Origin of the sequence: Streptomyces sp. NPDC058741 (genome assembly GCF_042746715.1) — a bacterium.
GTDB lineage: Bacteria > Actinomycetota > Actinomycetes > Streptomycetales > Streptomycetaceae > Streptomyces.
The window spans coordinates 40,471-56,739 of record NZ_JBHYQH010000012.1; the positions used below are offsets into that span (position 1 = coordinate 40,471).

The window sequence follows — 16,269 nt, forward strand, 5'->3', positions numbered from 1 at the left end:
GCGGGCGCTCAGGCCGCCCTGGCGACGCCGCTGCGGATCGCGGCAGCCCACTCGACGACGAGCAGCTCGTACTCCGCGCGCTCCTCGGCCGACAGGGTGCCGCCCGTGCGCCGCCAGAGCGCACGGATCTCCTCGTTGACCTCGGCAGCGGACCGCACGGAACCAGGGGTCACGGAATCGGGGGACATGCGGACAAGCGTAGGGGCAGGCACTGACAGCCCGCTACCGGACGGCTACCCGGGCGATATGCGGTTGGTCACGAGACCGCGGTCACACCGGCCGCGTCAGTGCGCCGACTCACCCGCGTGCGGGCTCAGCGCACCCGTGCCGACCAGCACGATGATGAGGATGCCGAGCGCGATGCGGTACCAGACGAAGGGCATGAAGCTCTTGGTCGAGATGAACTTCATGAACCACGCGATGACGGCGTACCCGACACCGAAGGCGATGACCGTCGCCAGGATCGTCGGCCCCCACGAGACATGGCCGCCCTCCGTGGCGTCCTTGAGCTCGAACAGGCCGGAGGCGAGCACCGCGGGGATGGCGAGCAGGAAGGAGTAGCGGGCCGCGGCCTCGCGCTTGTACCCCATGAACAGGCCGCCGCTGATGGTGGCGCCGGAGCGGGAGACGCCCGGGATGAGCGCCATGGCCTGGCACACGCCGTAGATCAGGCCGTCCCGTACGCCCAGGTCCTCCAGGGCCTTGCGCTGCTTGGGGGCGCGGTGCCGTCCGCCGCTCTCGTCCCGCGCCGCGAGCCGGTCGGCGACGCCGAGGACGATGCCCATGCCGATCAGCATGGTCGCGGTGATCCGCAGGTCGCGGAACGGCCCCTCGATCTGGTCCTTCAGGGTCACGCCCAGCACGCCGATCGGGATCGAGCCGACGATGACGAGCCAGCCCATCCGCGCGTCGGGGTCGCCGCGCAGCGACTTGTCGGTGAGCGAGCGCGTCCACGCCGACAGGATCCGTCCGATGTCCTTGCGGAAGTAGATCAGCACGGCGGCCTCCGTGCCGATCTGGGTGATCGCGGTGAAGGCCGCGCCCGGGTCCTCCCATCCCGAGAAGGCCGCCGTCAGGCGCAGGTGCGCGCTGGAGGAGACGGGGAGGAACTCGGTCAGCCCCTGGACGAGTCCGAGGATGAGTGATTCGAACCAAGACATGAGGTAGCGGAGTCCAAGTGCCGATCGTGGGACGGACGAGGGGCACACCGGGCCGCCGACTGCGAGGGCGGGTGATGAGGTGTGCTGAGGGGGAAGAGTAGCGCCCCCGGATGACGGCCCCGACACGGGGGTTCCGGACGCCCGGCGGGGAGCGGGGGTCAGGCCGCCGTCGGCCCCGTCGCCGTCCAGCCGGGCGCCTGCGGGCGGGCGGTGAGGTCCTCGTGCCGCACCTCGTCGCCGCGGGCCCGGCAGACGACGGCCGGGGCGGGGGGCCGGCCGCAGGAGTGCTCCGGCTCATCGGGCGCTCGCTGCAGAGCGCCCTGGCCAGGATCCCGGCGTCCACGACGGCCGCAGCCGGGTGGCGAGGAGGTCGCGCGGGGCGCCGGTGTCGCGGACCGGCCGGCCGCATCGGGGGCACCGTCGACCAGGTCGCTCGAACGGCTGTGTGCCCGGCCGGTACGGCGGTGCCTCAGAACCGGCGCAGGCGGTGCCGTTTGCGCCAGGCCACCACCACGCCCGCCAGCGCGGGCAGGGCGATGCAGGCCAGGGCGATCAGGAAGGCGGGGGACGTCGGCGTGGAGGCGCGGGCGCCGGCGACCGCGTAGGCGGCGGTGTTCGGGATCGAGCCGAGGCCGGTGGCCAGCAGGAACGGCAGCAGGCCCATGCGGGAGAAGGACGCGCAGTAGTTCGCCGCCCAGAACGGCACCCCGGGGAACAGCCGCAGCGCCAGCACCGAACGGAAGCCGTGCCGGCTGAGCTGGCCGTCCACGGCCGTCAGCAAGCGGCCCCGCAGCAGGGGCCGCAGAGCGTCCTGGCCCAGCGCCCGGCCCAGACAGAAGGCGATCCCGGCACCCAGCACCGTGCCCGCCAGGGTCACACCCAGGCCCAGCTGCGAGCCGAAGAGGGCACCCCCCGCGAGGTTCAGCAGCGGCCTCGGCACGAACGCCACCGTGCACAGGCCGTACACCACCGCGAACACCGCCGCGGCGGCGGCGCCGCCGAACTGCGGCGGCAGACCCTCGGTCAGCAGCCGCTGCGGCTCGAACAGCAGCACCATGCAACCGCCCGCGGCGAGCAGCGCGACGAGCAGCGACAGCCGGGACCACGGGGACAGCAGGACTCTGGTGCAGCGGGCGGCGAAACCGCTGGGTGGGGCGGTCGAGACGGTCGTGGCCGGGGACGCGGCGACGGCGAGTTCCGCGGTGGCGGCCCGGGGAGAGGCCGTGGCCGTGCCCCCAGAGCGGGTGGTGGCATCGAGCATCCGGTGACACTAACCGACATATGTGTGTGATCGCCGTATGGTCCGTCTCACCGGCGTCACGGGAACCCGGGTCCGGCGCCTCGGTCCAGTCGGAGAAAACCGTTCGACGTGGGAAAAGACGTCGGCGATGATCGGCGTCATGGTCCGGCACGCCTTCGCCCTCGCAGCATCCGTCGTCACGGATGCCCCGAAGGCTGCCGTCGTCACCGTCACGGCCGTTGCCGACGGCGCCCGAAGCTGACCCACGCGCCGTTCCTGCTGCCGGTGGAGAACGTGCTGACCATCACCGGCCGGGGGACCGTCGTGACCGGTGCGGTGGAACGCGGTGTGGTGCGGGTCGGGGACCGGGTCGAGGTGCTCGGCGCGGACCTGGAGACCGTGGTGACGGGCCTGGAGACCTTCGGCAAGCCGATGGAGGAGGCGCAGGCCGGGGACAGCGTGGCGATGCTGCTGCGCGGGGTTCCCCGGGACGCCGTCCGGCGGGGGCATGTCGTGGCCGAGCCGGGCAGCGTCGTGCCCAGTCGCCGCTTCACCGCGCAGGTGTACGTGCTGTCCGCCCGGGAGGGCGGGCGTACGACGCCCGTCTCCAGCGGGTACCGGCCGCAGTTCTACATCCGTACGGCGGACGTGGTGGGGGACGTCGACCTCGGCGAGGCGGCGGTGGCCCGGCCCGGTGACACGGTCGTCATGACCGTGGAGCTGGGGCGTGAGGTGCCGCTGGAGGCGGGACTCGGGTTCGCCGTCCGTGAGGGCGGGCGGACCGTGGGGGCGGGGACCGTGACCTCGGTGGACTGAGGTGGCGGGGGACCGCCGGTCTACCGGCGGTCCCCCGCGCCGCCCGCCCGCACAATGGAGGGGTGAAGGACGCCATCCCCGTGAGCCGGACCACCGACCACGGCACCGCCAGGCTCATGCCCGACGTCGACCGGGAGCGGGCCTGGCTGCTGACCGTCGACGGGGCGCCGCAGTCCTACGTCGATCTGGACGACCCCGCGCACCTGGAGTTCGAGTACGCGCGGCGGCTCGGGCACGTGCTGGACGTCCTCGGTGAGCCGGGGCGGGCGCTGGACGTGGTGCACCTCGGGGGCGGGGCGCTGACCCTGCCGCGGTACGTCGCCGCGACCCGGCCGGGTTCGCGGCAGGACGTCGTCGAGGCCGACGCCGGGCTGCTGGAACTGGTGGCCGAGCACCTGCCGCTTCCCGAGGGAGCCGGTGTCGCGCTGCACGCCGCGGACGCGCGGGAGTGGGTGGAGAAGGCCCCCGCAGACGTCGCCGACGTCATCGTCGCCGACGTCTTCGGCGGCTCCCGGGTCCCGGCGCACCTCACGTCCGTCGCCTTCGCAATCGAGGCCGCGCGGGTCCTGCGGGAGGGCGGGGTGTACCTCGCCAACCTTCCCGATGCCGCGCCCTTCGCCTTCCTGCGGTCCCAACTCGCCACGCTGGCCACGGTCTTCGAGGAGCTCGCGCTGATCGCCGAACCCGGGGTCCTGCGGGGACGGCGGTTCGGGAACGCCGTGCTCGTCGCCGGGCACCGGCCGGTGGACGTCGCCGCCCTCACCCGCCTCACGGCCGGCGACGCCTTTCCGGCCCGCGTCGAACACGGCGCCGCGCTGCGGCAGTTCATCGACGGGGCGCGACCCGTGCGGGACGAGGACGCCGTGCCGTCACCCGAGCCCCCCGACGGGGCCTTCGGCATCGGCTGACGGGGCCTCGGCGGTACCGCCCTGCGTGACGTAGGTGGTCCTGCGCCGCAGGTTGCGGACGTCCGGGACGCACAGCACGGCCGCCGTCACCAGGACGACCAGCCCGGCGCAGCCCCACAGGGCCGCCGTACGCCCGAACGCCTCCTCCGCGGGACCGGCCGCGGCCGTGGCGAGCGGCACCAGGGCGACCGAGCCGAACCAGTCGTACGACGAGACACGGGAGAGCTTCTCCTCGGGGATCTCCTGGTGCAGGGCCGTCATCCAGGACACGCCGAACACCTCCACGGTCGCGCCGGCGACGAACATCACCACCAGCAGCCAGCCGACGGGCACCGGGACGGCGAGGGCGGCCGAGGGCAGGGCCAGCGGGAAGACGCAGACCGTGCCGGCCAGCAGCAGACGGCGCGGCTTCCAGCGGGTCATCAGCACCGCCCCGGCGACGGTGCCCGCCCCGAACGCGCCCAGGGCGAGCCCCCAGGGGCCCGCGCCGCCGAGGTGGTCGCGGGCGACGAGCGGACCGTAGACGGCGTCGGCGGCGGCGACCACCGCGTTGGCGAGGGAGAACTGGACGACGATGCCCCACAGCCACGGCCGGCCGGCGAACTCCCGCCAGCCGTCCCGCAGGTCGGCGAGCAGACCGCCGCCCGGAGCGCGCGGCGGGATGTGGCCGACGTCGAGGAAGGCCCGCAGGGCCCCCGCGACCGCGAAGGCCGCCGCGTCCGCCGCGAGCACCCAGCCGGGCCCGATCACGGCGACCATGGCACCGCCGAGGGCCGCACCGCCCAGGGCCGCGCCCTGCATCGCCATCCGGAACACCGCGAACGCGCGGCCCGCCTGCTCGCCCTCGACGGACGACATCAGCATGCCCTCGGCGGCCGGGCCGAAGAAGGCCTGGCCGGTGCCGCCGAGCGCGGAGAGCAGCATCATCTGCCACAACAGGGCGTCGCCGGTCAGCACGAGGGCGGCGAAGGCGGCCTGCGAGAGGCAGTTCAGGGCGTTGGCCGCGACCATCACATGGTGCCGGGGCAGCCGGTCCGCCACCGCGCCGCCGATCAGCAGGAACAGCACCAGCGGGAGCGTCCGCGCCGCCGCGACCAGACCGACGTCGCCGCCGTCGCCCCCCGACTCCAGCACGGCGAACGCCGACGCCACCAGGGCGCCCTGGCTGCCCAGGTTGGTGACGACCGCTGCCGCGGTCAGCAGGGAGTAGTTGCGGCCGGCCCAGGCGGGCCTGCGGGAGGTGGCGGTGGGGGATGTCACCGGCTGACTATCGCCGGACGGGGGCGCTCCCGCCAAACACGGCCGGGCCCGCCCCGGGGCGGGCCCGGCCCGAAGGTCAGCCTCCGGTGGGCTCGCCGTGCAGCCGGACCGTGCTGAGGATCTTCATGATGGTCTCCTTGGGCACCTCTTCCTCGACGCCCTTGGCCCCGTAGAAGTTCCATGAGACGAAGTCACCGGCGGAGTTCTTGAAGCCGAACGTGACCGCCTTGCCGTCACTCGCGCACTTGCCCTTGGCGGGGGTGTTCTCCGACCAGGCCCAGGCCATGCTGCCCTTCACACCCGACGTGGTGGTGTAGGGCTCGGCCTTCTCGTCGTTCTTGATGCTCTTCTTGTCCGGCTGGGTGTAGCCGCCGTAGACCCACCAGGCCACCTGGTTGACCGCGACCTCGTCGGTGCTCTTCGCGCCGTTCGCGCCCTTGGTGCCGGCACCGGCCAGGGACGTGGTCTCGCTGTTGCCGTCCTTGTTGTCGTCGCTCTTGCACCACTCGGACTTGTAGAAGGCCGGCGCCGACATCACGATCAGCGGCTTGGCGTCGTCCGACTTCTTGTCCTCGAAGCCGACGGACATCGTCGGGGACTCCACCTCCCAGTCCGGCGGGACGTCGAACGCCGTGCCCCACTTGGGGTTGATGACGACCTTCCAGCCCTTGACGGTGGGCTTCGCGTCCTCACCGCCGCGCGGGTTGTCACCCGAGGCGGGCGCGCTCGGCTCGGCCGACGGGCTCGGGGAGGTCGTGGCCTTCTTGCCGTCGTCCGCGGTGTCGTCCTTCTCACCGCCCAGCACCAGGAAGCCGGTGACACCGGCCGCCACCACCACCGTCGTGGCCGCGATGATCGCGATCAGCTTGGTCCGGTTGCCGCCACCACCGCCCTGTGGGGGCTGCGGCGCGCCGGCGGGCGCGGGTGCACCCCACTGCGGCTGCTGCCCGTGCGCGGTGGGCGGCTGCTGATAGCCCGGCTGCTGATACGGATTCGGCTGCTGGTACCCCGGCTGCTGGTAGGGGTTGTTCGTCTGCGGGTTCTGCTCGCCCCCGGGCGGCTGCTGTCCTGGCCACATGGGCAGTCACCCTAGCCGCGCCGCGACACGATTCGGTCACCGCCCGTGGACGGCAACGTAGCAACCCGCGGACGAGGCGGCGCGCACGGATGCGCCCCGGCCCGGTGCGGCGGTCGTCACAGAGCCTGGCCAGCCCTCTCTACCCGTTAGTAACATGCGGCCATGAGCGCAGACCAGATGTCCATCGGCGAGATGCTCGCCGCCACGGTCCCCATGGCCCGGACCCTGAACCTCGAGTTCCTCGAGACCACGCCGGAGCGCGCGGTGGTCTTCCTGCCGGACCAGAGCGAGTACCACAACCACGTGGGCGGGCCGCACGCCGGCGCGATGTTCACACTCGGCGAGTCCGCGAGCGGGGCGATCGTGCTGGCCGCGTTCGGGGACCAGCTCTCGCGGGCCGTCCCGCTGGCCGTGAGCGCCGAGATCGCCTACAGGAAGCTGGCGATGGGCGCGGTCACCGCGACGGCCACGCTCGGCCGCCCGGCCGCCGACGTCGTCGCCGAGCTGGACGCCGGCGAGCGCCCGGAGTTCCCGGTGACCATCGCCCTCCAGCGGGCCGACGGCGCGGTGACGGGCGAGATGACCGTGGTGTGGACGCTGCGCCCCAACGGCTGATCCGGCAGCCGCGCCAGGTGCGCGGACCTGGAGCCCCGGCCGGGTGCCGGGGCCTGCCGCACGTCACGCGGCGGCCTCCCGCCGCGTGGGCCGCGCCGCGTCCAGCCCGGCCGCGTACTCCTTGAGCCAGGCCGTGAACCGCGGCCCCAGGTCCGGGCGTTCGCAGGCCATCCGGACCACCGCGCGCAGGTAGTCGGCCTTGTCGCCGGTGTCGTGGCGCGGACCCCCGAAGACAACGCCGCACACCGTGCCCCCGGCGGCCATCTCCTGGAGGGCGTGGGTCAGCTGGATCTCGCCGCCGCGGCCCGGCGGTGTGCGCTCCGGCACGTCGAGGACCGCCGGATCGAGGACGTGGCGGCCGATGACCGCGTAGCGGCTCGGAGTGAGGTGCGGAGCCCGCTTCTCGACCAGTCCGGCGACGCGGACGACGTCGTCCGCGCCGGTCGCCTCGACGGCGGCGCAGCCGTAGCGGTGGATCCGCTCCCGAGGGAGCGCGGCGTGTCCGGGGACTCGGGGGAGGCGAAGAGGGGCACTCCGAAGGGGAGCGGCGACGAGGAGAGGCAGAAGGAGCAGCCGTAGGCGGGTCGCTGGGACGCCGCACCTGACGTTACCCGTGCGGCGACGCACCTGCCGACTCCTGACCGTTCCGCCGCAGCCCAGGCGCCGGTCGCCGCGTCCGGCCCGGCCCGGCGGTCGCGGATCGCCGCGAGGGTGGGTGGCCGGGACCGCTCGGCCGGGTGACGCATGGCCGAGAGGCGCCTGGCATCGAATCGGAACAGACTGGTACTCCTCCTGAGGCCGCCGCAGAACTGAGGGAGTCACAAAATGCCCGAGGCCCCGCGCCAGGACCGCCCGATCGCACTGACCGACGAGGAACTGCGCACGCTCGACGCCCACTGGCGGGCCGCCAACTACCTGGCGGCCGGTCAGATCTACCTGCTGGCGAACCCGCTGCTGACCGAGCCGCTGCGGCCCGAGCACATCAAGCCACGACTCCTCGGCCACTGGGGCACCTCACCCGGGCTGAACCTCGTGTACACCCACCTGAACCGCGTCATCGGCCGGCGCGGCCTGGAGGCCCTGTGCATCTGGGGCCCGGGCCACGGCGGGCCGTCGGTGCTCGCCAACGCGTGGCTGGAGGGCAGTTACAGCGAGAAGTTCCCGGACGTGTCCCGGGACGCGCAGGGCATGGAGCTGCTGATGCGGCAGTTCTCGTTCCCCGGCGGCGTGCCCAGCCACGTGGCCCCGGAGGTGCCCGGCTCGATCCATGAGGGCGGCGAGCTCGGCTACTCCCTCGCCCACGCCTACGGTGCCGCGCTCGACAACCCGGACCTGCTGGTGGCCTGTGTGATCGGCGACGGCGAGGCCGAGACGGGCCCGCTGGCCGCCTCCTGGCACGCCAACAAGTTCCTCGACCCGGTGAACGACGGCGCGGTGCTGCCGATCCTCCACCTCAACGGCTACAAGATCGCCAACCCGACCGTGCTGTCCCGGCTGCCCGAGGCGGAACTCGACGCCCTGCTGCGCGGTTACGGCCACGAGCCGATCCACGTCACCGGCGACGACCCGGCCGCCGTGCACCGCGCGATGGCCGGGGCGATGGACACCGCCCTCGACCGCATCGCCGAAGCGCAGGGCGCGGCCCGCGAGCGGGGCGCGACCGAACGCCCGCGCTGGCCGGTGATCGTGCTGCGCACCCCGAAGGGCTGGACCGGGCCGCACGAGGTCGACGGCACACCGGTCGAGGGCACCTGGCGGGCGCACCAGGTGCCGCTGTCCGGCGTCCGCGACAACCCCGAGCACCTGCGGCAGCTGGAGAGCTGGCTGCGCTCGTACCGGCCGGAGGAACTGTTCGACGCCGGGGGCCGCCCGGTCGCGGACGTCCTCGCCTGCGTGCCCGAGGGCACCAGGCGGCTCGGCGCCACCCCGCACGCCAACGGCGGACTGCTCGTGCGGGACCTGCCGATCCCCTCCCTGGACGACTTCGCCGTGCCCGTCGACAAACCGGGCACGACCCTGCACGAGCCCACCCGCGTCCTCGGCGACCTGCTCGCCCGGGTCATGCGCGACACCGCCGGCCGGCGCGACTTCCGCCTGGTCGGCCCGGACGAGACCGCCTCCAACCGGCTCCAGGCCGTCTTCGACGCCAGCGGCAAGGCCTGGCAGGCCGCGACCCTCCCCGTCGACGAGCACCTGGACCCGCACGGCCGCGTCATGGAGATCCTCTCCGAGCACGTCTGCCAGGGCTGGCTGGAGGGCTACCTCCTCACCGGCCGGCACGGACTGTTCTCCTGCTACGAGGCGTTCGTGCACATCGTCGACTCGATGGTCAACCAGCACATCAAATGGCTGCGCACCTCCCGCGGCCTGCCCTGGAGGGCGCCCATCGCCTCCCTCAACTACCTGCTGACCTCCCACGTGTGGCGGCAGGACCACAACGGCTTCTCCCACCAGGACCCCGGCTTCGTCGACCACGTCCTCAACAAGAGCCCCGAGGTCGTGCGGGTCTACCTGCCGCCGGACGCCAACACCCTGCTGTCCGTGGCCGACCACGCGCTGCGCAGCCGGGACTACGTCAACGTCATCGTGGCCGGCAAGCAGCCCTGCTTCGACTGGCTGTCCATGGACGAGGCCCGGGTGCACTGCGCCCGCGGCGCCGGGATCTGGGAGTGGGCCGGCACGGAGGACGGCACCGAGCCCGACGTCGTCCTGGCCTGCGCGGGCGACGTCCCCACCCAGGAGACCCTCGCGGCGGCGCACCTGCTGCGGCGGCACCTGCCCGAGCTGTCCGTCCGGGTGGTGAACGTCGTCGACCTGGCCCGGCTGCTGCCCCGGGAGGAGCACCCGCACGGCATGGGCGACTTCGAGTACGACGGACTGTTCACCACGGACAAGCCGGTCATCTTCGCCTACCACGGCTACCCCTGGCTGATCCACCGCCTGGCCTACCGCCGCACCGGCCACCGGAACCTGCACGTGCGCGGCTACAAGGAGGCCGGGACCACGACCACGCCGTTCGACATGGTGGTCCGCAACGACCTCGACCGCTACCGCCTGGTGATGGACGTCATCGACCGCGTCCCGGGTCTCGCGGTGCGCGCCACCGCCGTGCGCCAGCAGATGGCCGACGCCCGCACCCGCCACCACGCCTGGATCCGTGAACACGGCACCGACCTGCCCGAGGTGGCCGAGTGGAGCTGGAACGCCTGAGCCGCGGGGGACGTCTCGAGGAGCCGGTAGGCTTCCCGTGCCCGCAGGGAAGCTCAGGGAAAGGAACCGGCGTTGCACGTCCAGGAGTGGCTCGACACCGTACCCGCGGTGGCCGTCTACGCGCTGGTGGGGCTGGTCATCGGCCTGGAGAGCCTGGGCATCCCGCTGCCGGGCGAGATCATCCTGGTCTCCTCAGCGCTGCTGGCGTCCCAGCACGGTGACATCGATCCGGTCGTGCTGGGCGCCAGCGCCACGGCCGGCGCGATCATCGGCGACTCCATCGGCTACGCGATCGGCCGCAGGGGAGGCCGTCCCCTTCTCGCCTGGCTGGGCAAGAAGTTCCCCAAGCACTTCAGCGAGGGCCACATCGCCACCGCGGAGCGCTCCTTCGAGAAGTGGGGCATGTGGGCCGTCTTCTTCGGCCGCTTCGTCGCCCTGCTGCGCATCTTCGCGGGCCCGCTCGCAGGCGTCCTGCGCATGCCGTACTGGAAGTTCCTCATCGCCAACGTCCTCGGCGGCATCCTCTGGGCCGGCGGCACGACGGCGGTCATCTACTACGTCGGCATCGTCGCGGAGTCCTGGCTGAAGCGCTTCTCGTGGCTCGGCCTGGTGGCGGCGGTCCTGGTGGGTCTGACGTCCATGCTGGTGATCAAGCGCAAGGCGAAGAAGGCCCAGCCGGTGCCCGCCGCGGAGTAGTGCCGCCCAGCCCGCCTACGCGTGCACGTCCCGGTGCGCCTGCGCCAGCTCGGCGTACATCGTGCCGTTGAGGGTGACGCCCTGCCGCTCCTCCTCCGTCAACGGCCGCTTGACCCTGGCCGGGACGCCCGCGACGAGGGAACCGGGCGGCACCACCATGCCCTGCGGCACCAGCGCCTGTGCGGCGACCAGGGAGCCGGTCCCGATCACCGCGCCGTTCAGCACCGTGGCACCCATGCCGACCAGGCAGTCGTCCTCGACGGTCGCGCCGTGCACCACCGCGTTGTGGCCGATGCTCACCCGCTCACCCACTCGCACGGGAAAGCCCGGGTCGGCGTGGAGGGTGCAGTTGTCCTGGACGTTGCTGCCCGCCCCCACGGTGATCGACTCCACGTCCCCGCGCAGCACCGCCCCGTACCAGACGCTCGCCCCCCGGCTCAGCGTGACGCCCCCGATCACCGACGCGGTCGGCGCCACGAAGGCCGTCCCGTCGATCTCCGGTTCCCGGCCGCCGATCCCCGTGATCATGGCCCGCTGACCCATGCCCGCCTCCAGACGTCGTAGACACCGCGCACACCGTACGTCACCCGGTGGGGTGAAGATCACAGGCCTCCGGCGCCGCGGGACGTGCGACCGCTGAGTACCGTGAGCGGGTGCCGAAGCGCAAGAACACGTTCTCATCCTGGCGGCGCGGCCTCGCGCAGCGCGCCGTCCACGCGGGCTGGGCCTGGGTGCGGCGCACCGGCTCCGTCACCGCCGAGCACCCCGGGCGCTACCGCTTCGGCGCGATGGGAACGGGTACCAGACTCGCCTTCCCGCTGGGCACGGTCTTCGGCGAGCCCTGGATCCAGGTCGGCGCGCACTGCATCGTCGCCGAACAGGTCACGCTCACCGCGGGTCTGATGCCCGACCTCGACCTCGGTCCGGACCCGATCCTGCGCATCGGCGACGGCGTCGTGCTGGGCCGCGGCAGCCACGTCATCGCGGACACCACGGTCACGATCGGCAGCGACTGCTACGTCGGCCCCTACGTCTACGTCACCTCCACGAACCACTCCTACGACGACCCGCACGAGCCCATCGGCCGGCAGTGGCCCCGGATGGAGCCGGTGGAGATAGGGCCCGGCTGCTGGATCGGCACCGGAGCGGTGATCCTGCCGGGCGCCCGGATCGGGCGGAACGCGGTGGTCGCCGCGGGCGCGGTGGTCCGGGGCACCGTGCCGGACCACGCCGTGGTGGCGGGCGCCCCGGCCCGCGTCGTACGGCGCTGGACTCCCGCCGACGGCTGGCAGCCGCCCCTGCGTACACCGCCGCCGGTGCCCGTACCGGAGGGCGTCACGCCCGACCAGCTGCGGGCGCTGTCCGGGCTGGACGAGGAGACGGCGGCGCGCCTGGCGGAGCTGGACGATGAGGTGTCGGCCGGGCTGGAACCGGAGCCGGACTGACCCCGCGGGCTCAGTCCGACGCGAGCGGCACCGTCCCCACCAGCGCCAGGTCCGCGCCCGCGGCCTGCACCGCCCGCAGTCGTTCGCGCAGCACACCGCGCGCCGCCATGGCCGTCACCACCGGGTAGAGCGAGGCCGGCACGGCGGCCACCTTCAGCGGGCCCTGCTGCGCGGCGACCGAGTACGTGCCGTTCGCGGCGACGTCCGCCAGACCGACGAAGGCCAGGGCCGGCAGCGAGCGCCAGGGGAAGCCGTCCGCCGGGAGGGCCGGAGCCCCGCGCCACCGAGACGTACAGCCCGGACGGCCACGTTCGTCACCCGCTGCACGAACAACGCGAGGAGCAGCCCCGTGAGCGTGCTCGACGCCTCGGCGATCAGGGCCATCACCGCGCCGAAGCCGAACGCGGCGAGCAGGGTCAGGGCGATGGCCTGGCGCTGGACGGGCGCACCGCGGAACTGGGGGCCGCCGGCGAGGCAGATCCCCGTGACGGCGACCAGGATGCCGAGGCACTGCAGCAGGCCGGGGCGCTCGCCCAGCAGCAGATCCACCCCGACCGGCACGGCCACACCGATCGAGCCCAGCGGCGAGACCACCCCCATCGGGCCGAGCGCCAGCGCCTTGTAGAACGCCAGCATCGCCACCGGCCCGACCAGACCCGCCGCCACGGCGAACCAGCTCGGGGCCCGCCTCGCGCCAGCCGCCGGTCGCCACCACGACCGCGCCGAGCACGGCCACCGCGCCCGACCGGGAGACCACGACCACCGTGAGCGCCGGCGTGCGGCGGGTCAGCAGGCCGCCGCCGAAGTCGGCCGGCCCCCACAGCAGGCCGGTGGCCAGGGCGAGGAGCGCTGTCATGGGACGGAGGCCTCGCAGTACAGTTCGGTGAACGATCAGGTCAACTCCACCATGGTGCACTTTTTTGTGCTGTGACATATAAGATATTGGACGGAACGTGTCGGACCTCGACCTGCTGACCCGGTCTCTGGCGCGCAGCGTCAAGCACTGGCGCGCGGTGCGCGGCTTCACCCTGGACGTGCTCGCCGCCCGGGCCGGAGTCAGCCGGGGCATGCTCATCCAGATCGAGCAGGCCCGCACCAACCCCAGCCTCGGCACCGTCGTCAAGATCGGCGACGCGCTCGGCGTCAGCATCACCACGCTGCTCGAACACGAGCAGGGCCCGAACGTCCGCGTCGTCCCCGCCGAGCAGGCCGTACGGCTCTGGCACACCGACGCCGGAAGCTACAACCGGCTGCTCGCGGGCACCGAGGCGCCCGGCCCGCTGGAGATGTGGGACTGGCGGCTGATGCCCGGCGAGAGCAGCCCGTCGGACCCGCACCCGGCCGGCACGACCGAACTCCTCCACGTCACCGCGGGGGAGCTGACGCTCACCGTCCACGGTGTGGAGCACCGCGTGCCCGCGGGCGCCAGCGTCCACTTCGAGGCGAGCGTCCCGCACACCTACGGCAACACCGGTGACGTGCCGATGGAGATGGTCATGGCCGTGTCGGTGCCGCCCGTGTCCTGAGACACCCGGGCCGGAAACGGTTCGCCCTTGTCAGCGTGCGGCCATGCGCGCACCCACCGGACACTTCGACGACGCCCGCCCGGCCCCCGACTGCCTCGACGAACTCACCGCCCCGGTCGCCGACGCCGTACGCCACTGGAAGGGCGCCGTCCCCGCCGAGCAGCTCGTCCACGTGGACACCGACCCGCGGTGGGCCGACACCGCCACCTTCGTGGAGCACTACGGGCAGGACCCGCTGGAGCGGTCCGCCAACTGCGTGGTGGTCGCGCAAAAGCGTGGCGGCGGGACCACACTCGCGGCGTGCGTCGTGGCGTCCTTCGCCCGGGTCGACGTCAACAACGCCGCGCGCCGCCGGCTCCGCGCCCGCAAGGCCTCGTTCGCCCCGACGGACACCGCGACGGCGAGACCGGCATGGAGCAGGGCGGCATCACCCCGCTCGGCCTGCCGGAGGGCCGGCCCGTGCTGGTGGACGCCGCCGTGGTCGGCCCGCCGTACGTCCTCGTCGGCAGCGGACGCCGGCGCGGCAAGCTGCTGGTGCCCGGCAGGGCCTTGACGGAGCTGCCGGGCGCGGTGGCGCTGGAGGGACTCGGCGTCGCCTGCCTGCGGCCGTGGACGGGTCCTCACGCCGTCGCGTGGTGCGCCAGCGCCAGGTGCGGATCGGTCTCGCCGGGCAGCGGCTCCGGGTCCGCGTGGACCAGGGCCGCGGTCAGCCGCGGCACCGCGTGCAGCAGGGCGTGCTCCGCGTCGACGGCGATGCGGTGGGCCTCGCGCACGGTCACGTCGCCGTCCACCACCACCGCCACCTCGGCGCGCAGCCGGTGCCCGATCCAGCGCAGCCGCAGCTCTCCCACCCCGCGGACCCCGGGAACCCCGGTGAGTGCCTGCTCGGCCCGGTCCACCAGGCCCGGGTCGACGGCGTCCAGCACCCGCCGGAACACCTCCCGCGCGGCGTCGCGCAGGACCAGCAGGATCGCGGCCGTGATGGCCAGGCCCACGACCGGGTCGGCCGCGTGCAGGCCCAGGGCCGAGCCTCCGGCACCCAGCAGCACGGCCAGGGACGTGTACCCGTCGGTGCGGGCGTGCAGCCCGTCGGCGACCAGGGCCGCCGAGCCGATCGCGCGGCCGACGCGGATGCGGTAGCGGGCCACCCACTCGTTGCCCGCGAAACCGACGAGCGCGGCCACGGCGACCGCGGGCACGTGCTCGACCGGGCGCGGATCGAGGAGGCGCTCGAACGCCGTCCACCCCGCGAAGGCGGCGGAGGCGGCGATCGTCAGCACGATCACCAGACCCGCCAGGTCCTCGGCCCGCCCGTAGCCGTAGGTGTAGCGCCGTGTCGCCGCCCGGCGCCCCAGGACGAAGGCGATGCCCAGCGGCACCGCGGTCAGCGCGTCCGCGGTGTTGTGGACCGTGTCCCCGAGCAGCGCCACCGAGCCGGAGACGGCCACCACGAGCGCCTGCGCCAGCGCCGTCACCCCCAGCACCGCGAGCGAGACCCACAGTGCGCGCATCCCGCGGGTCGAGGACTCCAGGGCCGAGTCGACCCGGTCGGCCGTGTCGTGGGAGTGCGGGGTGAACAGATGGGCCAGCCGGTGGCGCGGCCCGCGGGGAGTACCGTGCCCGCCCCCGTGCGGGTGCCGGTGAGAATGGCGGTGGCGGTGGGTGTGCTCGTGCTCCTGGCTCACGTGAGTCCCCTTCCTGCGCGCGGGAGTGGACGTACCCGCGCCCTGGCACCATTATGTGCGTATGAGCGCACGCATGCACCTGTCATCTGCGCACGATGTGCACCCGCGCAGTCCCGGCGAGGAGCAGTTCGCGCTCGCCGCGGAGCTGCTCGCCCTGCTGGGGGACCGGACACGGCTCGCCCTGCTGCACGCGCTGACCGCGAACGAGGCCGACGTCACGACGCTGACGGAGGTGTGCGGGGCGGCGCGGCCCGCCGTCAGCCAGCACCTGGCGCGCCTGCGTCTCGCGGGCCTGGTGGACACCCGCAAGGAGGGGCGCCGGGTGGTGTACTCACTGCGCGACGGCCATCTGCGCCGGCTCCTGGACGAGGCGCTGAACGTGGCGGACCACCGGCTCAGCGACCGTCCCCCGCACGACTGAGCACGGCCCACTCCTCCACGACCCCGGCCCGGGGCCGCCGTTCGACGAACTCGCGGGTCTCGGCCTCCAGCACCAGGCAGTCCACCGAGGCGGCCCGCAGGATGTTGCCGACCGTCAGACCGGCGGGCCCGGCGCCCACCACGACAACCGGAAAACGCTGCGGAGCAGGGGAGTTGCCGGACGCGTGGGCGTGGGTCATGCGCTCATCA

At 73.5% G+C, this 16,269-nt stretch carries 15 protein-coding genes and 6 pseudogenes; 10 read left to right on the forward strand and 11 right to left on the reverse strand.

Annotated features, from left to right (window positions below; all coding sequences use genetic code 11):
• Positions 1 to 8: 8 nt before the first annotated feature.
• From ACFW6P_RS12635 to ACFW6P_RS12650, 4 genes and pseudogenes are all read right to left on the reverse strand, one after another.
• A complete protein-coding gene (locus ACFW6P_RS12635; protein ID WP_386356016.1) occupies positions 9 to 188 on the reverse strand; it encodes a hypothetical protein in 180 nt (59 codons plus the stop codon).
• 96 nt (positions 189 to 284) lie between these two features.
• Positions 285 to 1,160, reverse strand: a complete 876-nt coding sequence (locus ACFW6P_RS12640; protein ID WP_386356014.1) for an undecaprenyl-diphosphate phosphatase — start codon at positions 1,158 to 1,160, stop codon at positions 285 to 287.
• Between the two features lie 158 nt (positions 1,161 to 1,318).
• Positions 1,319 to 1,556 (reverse strand): annotated as a pseudogene (locus ACFW6P_RS12645) (transcriptional regulator); the annotation flags it as partial.
• Between the two features lie 73 nt (positions 1,557 to 1,629).
• Positions 1,630 to 2,421 carry a TVP38/TMEM64 family protein gene (locus tag ACFW6P_RS12650; RefSeq protein WP_386356011.1) on the reverse strand — a complete coding sequence of 264 codons (792 nt, stop codon included), beginning with the start codon at positions 2,419 to 2,421 and terminating at the stop codon, positions 1,630 to 1,632.
• 37 nt (positions 2,422 to 2,458) lie between these two features.
• On the opposite strand from ACFW6P_RS12650, the gene ACFW6P_RS12655 reads away from it, so the two are divergent.
• The 3 genes and pseudogenes from ACFW6P_RS12655 to ACFW6P_RS12665 all read left to right on the forward strand — a co-directional run bounded on the left by ACFW6P_RS12655 (position 2,459) and on the right by ACFW6P_RS12665 (position 4,124).
• Complete coding sequence (locus ACFW6P_RS12655) at positions 2,459 to 2,662, forward strand: hypothetical protein (RefSeq protein WP_386423634.1); 204 nt, start codon at positions 2,459 to 2,461, stop codon at positions 2,660 to 2,662.
• Between the two features lie 5 nt (positions 2,663 to 2,667).
• A pseudogene (locus ACFW6P_RS12660) lies at positions 2,668 to 3,216 on the forward strand (EF-Tu/IF-2/RF-3 family GTPase); the annotation flags it as partial.
• A 62-nt stretch (positions 3,217 to 3,278) separates the two neighbouring features.
• A complete protein-coding gene (locus ACFW6P_RS12665) occupies positions 3,279 to 4,124 on the forward strand; it encodes a spermidine synthase (RefSeq protein WP_386356005.1) in 846 nt (281 codons plus the stop codon).
• Here ACFW6P_RS12665 and ACFW6P_RS12670 read toward each other — a convergent pair.
• Together ACFW6P_RS12670 and ACFW6P_RS12675 are read right to left on the reverse strand one after the other, a co-directional pair.
• Positions 4,086 to 5,420 (reverse strand): MFS transporter, encoded by a 1,335-nt coding sequence (locus ACFW6P_RS12670; protein WP_386356002.1) that lies wholly within the window; start codon positions 5,418 to 5,420, stop codon positions 4,086 to 4,088. The two genes, ACFW6P_RS12665 and ACFW6P_RS12670, sit on opposite strands and share 39 nt — an antisense overlap.
• Before the next feature lie 40 nt (positions 5,421 to 5,460).
• On the reverse strand, positions 5,461 to 6,462 hold the full coding sequence (locus ACFW6P_RS12675) for a hypothetical protein (RefSeq protein WP_386355999.1): 1,002 nt from the start codon (positions 6,460 to 6,462) through the stop codon (positions 5,461 to 5,463).
• Positions 6,463 to 6,624: 162 nt separating this feature from the next.
• Here ACFW6P_RS12675 and ACFW6P_RS12680 point away from each other — a divergent pair, with 162 nt between their 5' ends.
• A complete protein-coding gene (locus ACFW6P_RS12680; RefSeq protein WP_386355996.1) occupies positions 6,625 to 7,077 on the forward strand; it encodes a DUF4442 domain-containing protein in 453 nt (150 codons plus the stop codon).
• Between the two features lie 63 nt (positions 7,078 to 7,140).
• Here the strand turns inward: ACFW6P_RS12680 and ACFW6P_RS12685 are convergent.
• Positions 7,141 to 7,569, reverse strand: a pseudogene (locus tag ACFW6P_RS12685) (UTP--glucose-1-phosphate uridylyltransferase); the annotation flags it as partial.
• 333 nt (positions 7,570 to 7,902) lie between these two features.
• Here ACFW6P_RS12685 and ACFW6P_RS12690 point away from each other — a divergent pair.
• Both ACFW6P_RS12690 and ACFW6P_RS12695 read left to right on the forward strand, forming a co-directional pair.
• The gene (locus ACFW6P_RS12690; protein ID WP_386355993.1) at positions 7,903 to 10,287 is read left to right on the forward strand and encodes a phosphoketolase; all 2,385 of its coding nucleotides are present in this window, start codon (positions 7,903 to 7,905) and stop codon (positions 10,285 to 10,287) included.
• 72 nt (positions 10,288 to 10,359) lie between these two features.
• On the forward strand, positions 10,360 to 10,983 hold the full coding sequence (locus ACFW6P_RS12695) for a DedA family protein (RefSeq protein ID WP_386355990.1): 624 nt from the start codon (positions 10,360 to 10,362) through the stop codon (positions 10,981 to 10,983).
• 15 nt (positions 10,984 to 10,998) lie between these two features.
• On the opposite strand, the gene ACFW6P_RS12700 is transcribed toward ACFW6P_RS12695, so the two are convergent.
• Positions 10,999 to 11,526 (reverse strand): gamma carbonic anhydrase family protein, encoded by a 528-nt coding sequence (locus ACFW6P_RS12700; RefSeq protein ID WP_386355988.1) that lies wholly within the window; start codon positions 11,524 to 11,526, stop codon positions 10,999 to 11,001.
• 110 nt (positions 11,527 to 11,636) lie between these two features.
• On the opposite strand from ACFW6P_RS12700, the gene ACFW6P_RS12705 reads away from it, so the two are divergent.
• Entirely contained in the window at positions 11,637 to 12,428 is a 792-nt protein-coding gene (locus ACFW6P_RS12705; RefSeq protein ID WP_386355985.1) for an acyltransferase, read from the forward strand.
• A 10-nt stretch (positions 12,429 to 12,438) separates the two neighbouring features.
• Here ACFW6P_RS12705 and ACFW6P_RS12710 read toward each other — a convergent pair.
• Positions 12,439 to 13,284, reverse strand: a pseudogene (locus tag ACFW6P_RS12710) (EamA family transporter).
• Positions 13,285 to 13,381: 97 nt separating this feature from the next.
• Between ACFW6P_RS12710 and ACFW6P_RS12715 the strand changes: the two are divergent.
• Together ACFW6P_RS12715 and ACFW6P_RS12720 are read left to right on the forward strand one after the other, a co-directional pair.
• Entirely contained in the window at positions 13,382 to 13,954 is a 573-nt protein-coding gene (locus ACFW6P_RS12715) for a helix-turn-helix domain-containing protein (RefSeq protein ID WP_386355983.1), read from the forward strand.
• 43 nt (positions 13,955 to 13,997) lie between these two features.
• A pseudogene (locus tag ACFW6P_RS12720) lies at positions 13,998 to 14,551 on the forward strand (YbaK/EbsC family protein); the annotation flags it as partial.
• A gap of 23 nt (positions 14,552 to 14,574) precedes the next feature.
• Here the strand turns inward: ACFW6P_RS12720 and ACFW6P_RS12725 are convergent.
• Positions 14,575 to 15,639, reverse strand: coding sequence for a cation diffusion facilitator family transporter (locus tag ACFW6P_RS12725; protein WP_386355980.1), 1,065 nt, complete (start codon positions 15,637 to 15,639; stop codon positions 14,575 to 14,577).
• Between the two features lie 61 nt (positions 15,640 to 15,700).
• On the opposite strand from ACFW6P_RS12725, the gene ACFW6P_RS12730 reads away from it, so the two are divergent.
• On the forward strand, positions 15,701 to 16,060 hold the full coding sequence (locus ACFW6P_RS12730; protein WP_386423636.1) for an ArsR/SmtB family transcription factor: 360 nt from the start codon (positions 15,701 to 15,703) through the stop codon (positions 16,058 to 16,060).
• On the opposite strand, the pseudogene ACFW6P_RS12735 reads toward ACFW6P_RS12730, so the two are convergent.
• Positions 16,047 to 16,259: pseudogene (locus tag ACFW6P_RS12735) on the reverse strand (FAD-dependent monooxygenase); the annotation flags it as partial. The gene ACFW6P_RS12730 and the pseudogene ACFW6P_RS12735 sit on opposite strands and share 14 nt — an antisense overlap.
• Between the last annotated feature and the right edge of the window lie 10 nt (positions 16,260 to 16,269).

Bases quoted from the DNA above. Each gene is read 5' to 3' on its own strand.
- ACFW6P_RS12635 (WP_386356016.1), bottom strand. From the start codon at position 188: ATGTCCCCCGATTCCGTGACCCCTGGTTCCGTGCGGTCCGCTGCCGAG.
- ACFW6P_RS12640 (WP_386356014.1), bottom strand. From the start codon at position 1,160: ATGTCTTGGTTCGAATCACTCATCCTCGGACTCGTCCAGGGGCTGACC.
- ACFW6P_RS12650 (WP_386356011.1), bottom strand. From the start codon at position 2,421: ATGCTCGATGCCACCACCCGCTCTGGGGGCACGGCCACGGCCTCTCCC.
- ACFW6P_RS12655 (WP_386423634.1), top strand. From the start codon at position 2,459: ATGGTCCGTCTCACCGGCGTCACGGGAACCCGGGTCCGGCGCCTCGGT.
- ACFW6P_RS12675 (WP_386355999.1), bottom strand. From the start codon at position 6,462: ATGTGGCCAGGACAGCAGCCGCCCGGGGGCGAGCAGAACCCGCAGACG.
- ACFW6P_RS12680 (WP_386355996.1), top strand. From the start codon at position 6,625: ATGAGCGCAGACCAGATGTCCATCGGCGAGATGCTCGCCGCCACGGTC.
- ACFW6P_RS12690 (WP_386355993.1), top strand. From the start codon at position 7,903: ATGCCCGAGGCCCCGCGCCAGGACCGCCCGATCGCACTGACCGACGAG.
- ACFW6P_RS12700 (WP_386355988.1), bottom strand. From the start codon at position 11,526: ATGGGTCAGCGGGCCATGATCACGGGGATCGGCGGCCGGGAACCGGAG.
- ACFW6P_RS12730 (WP_386423636.1), top strand. From the start codon at position 15,701: ATGAGCGCACGCATGCACCTGTCATCTGCGCACGATGTGCACCCGCGC.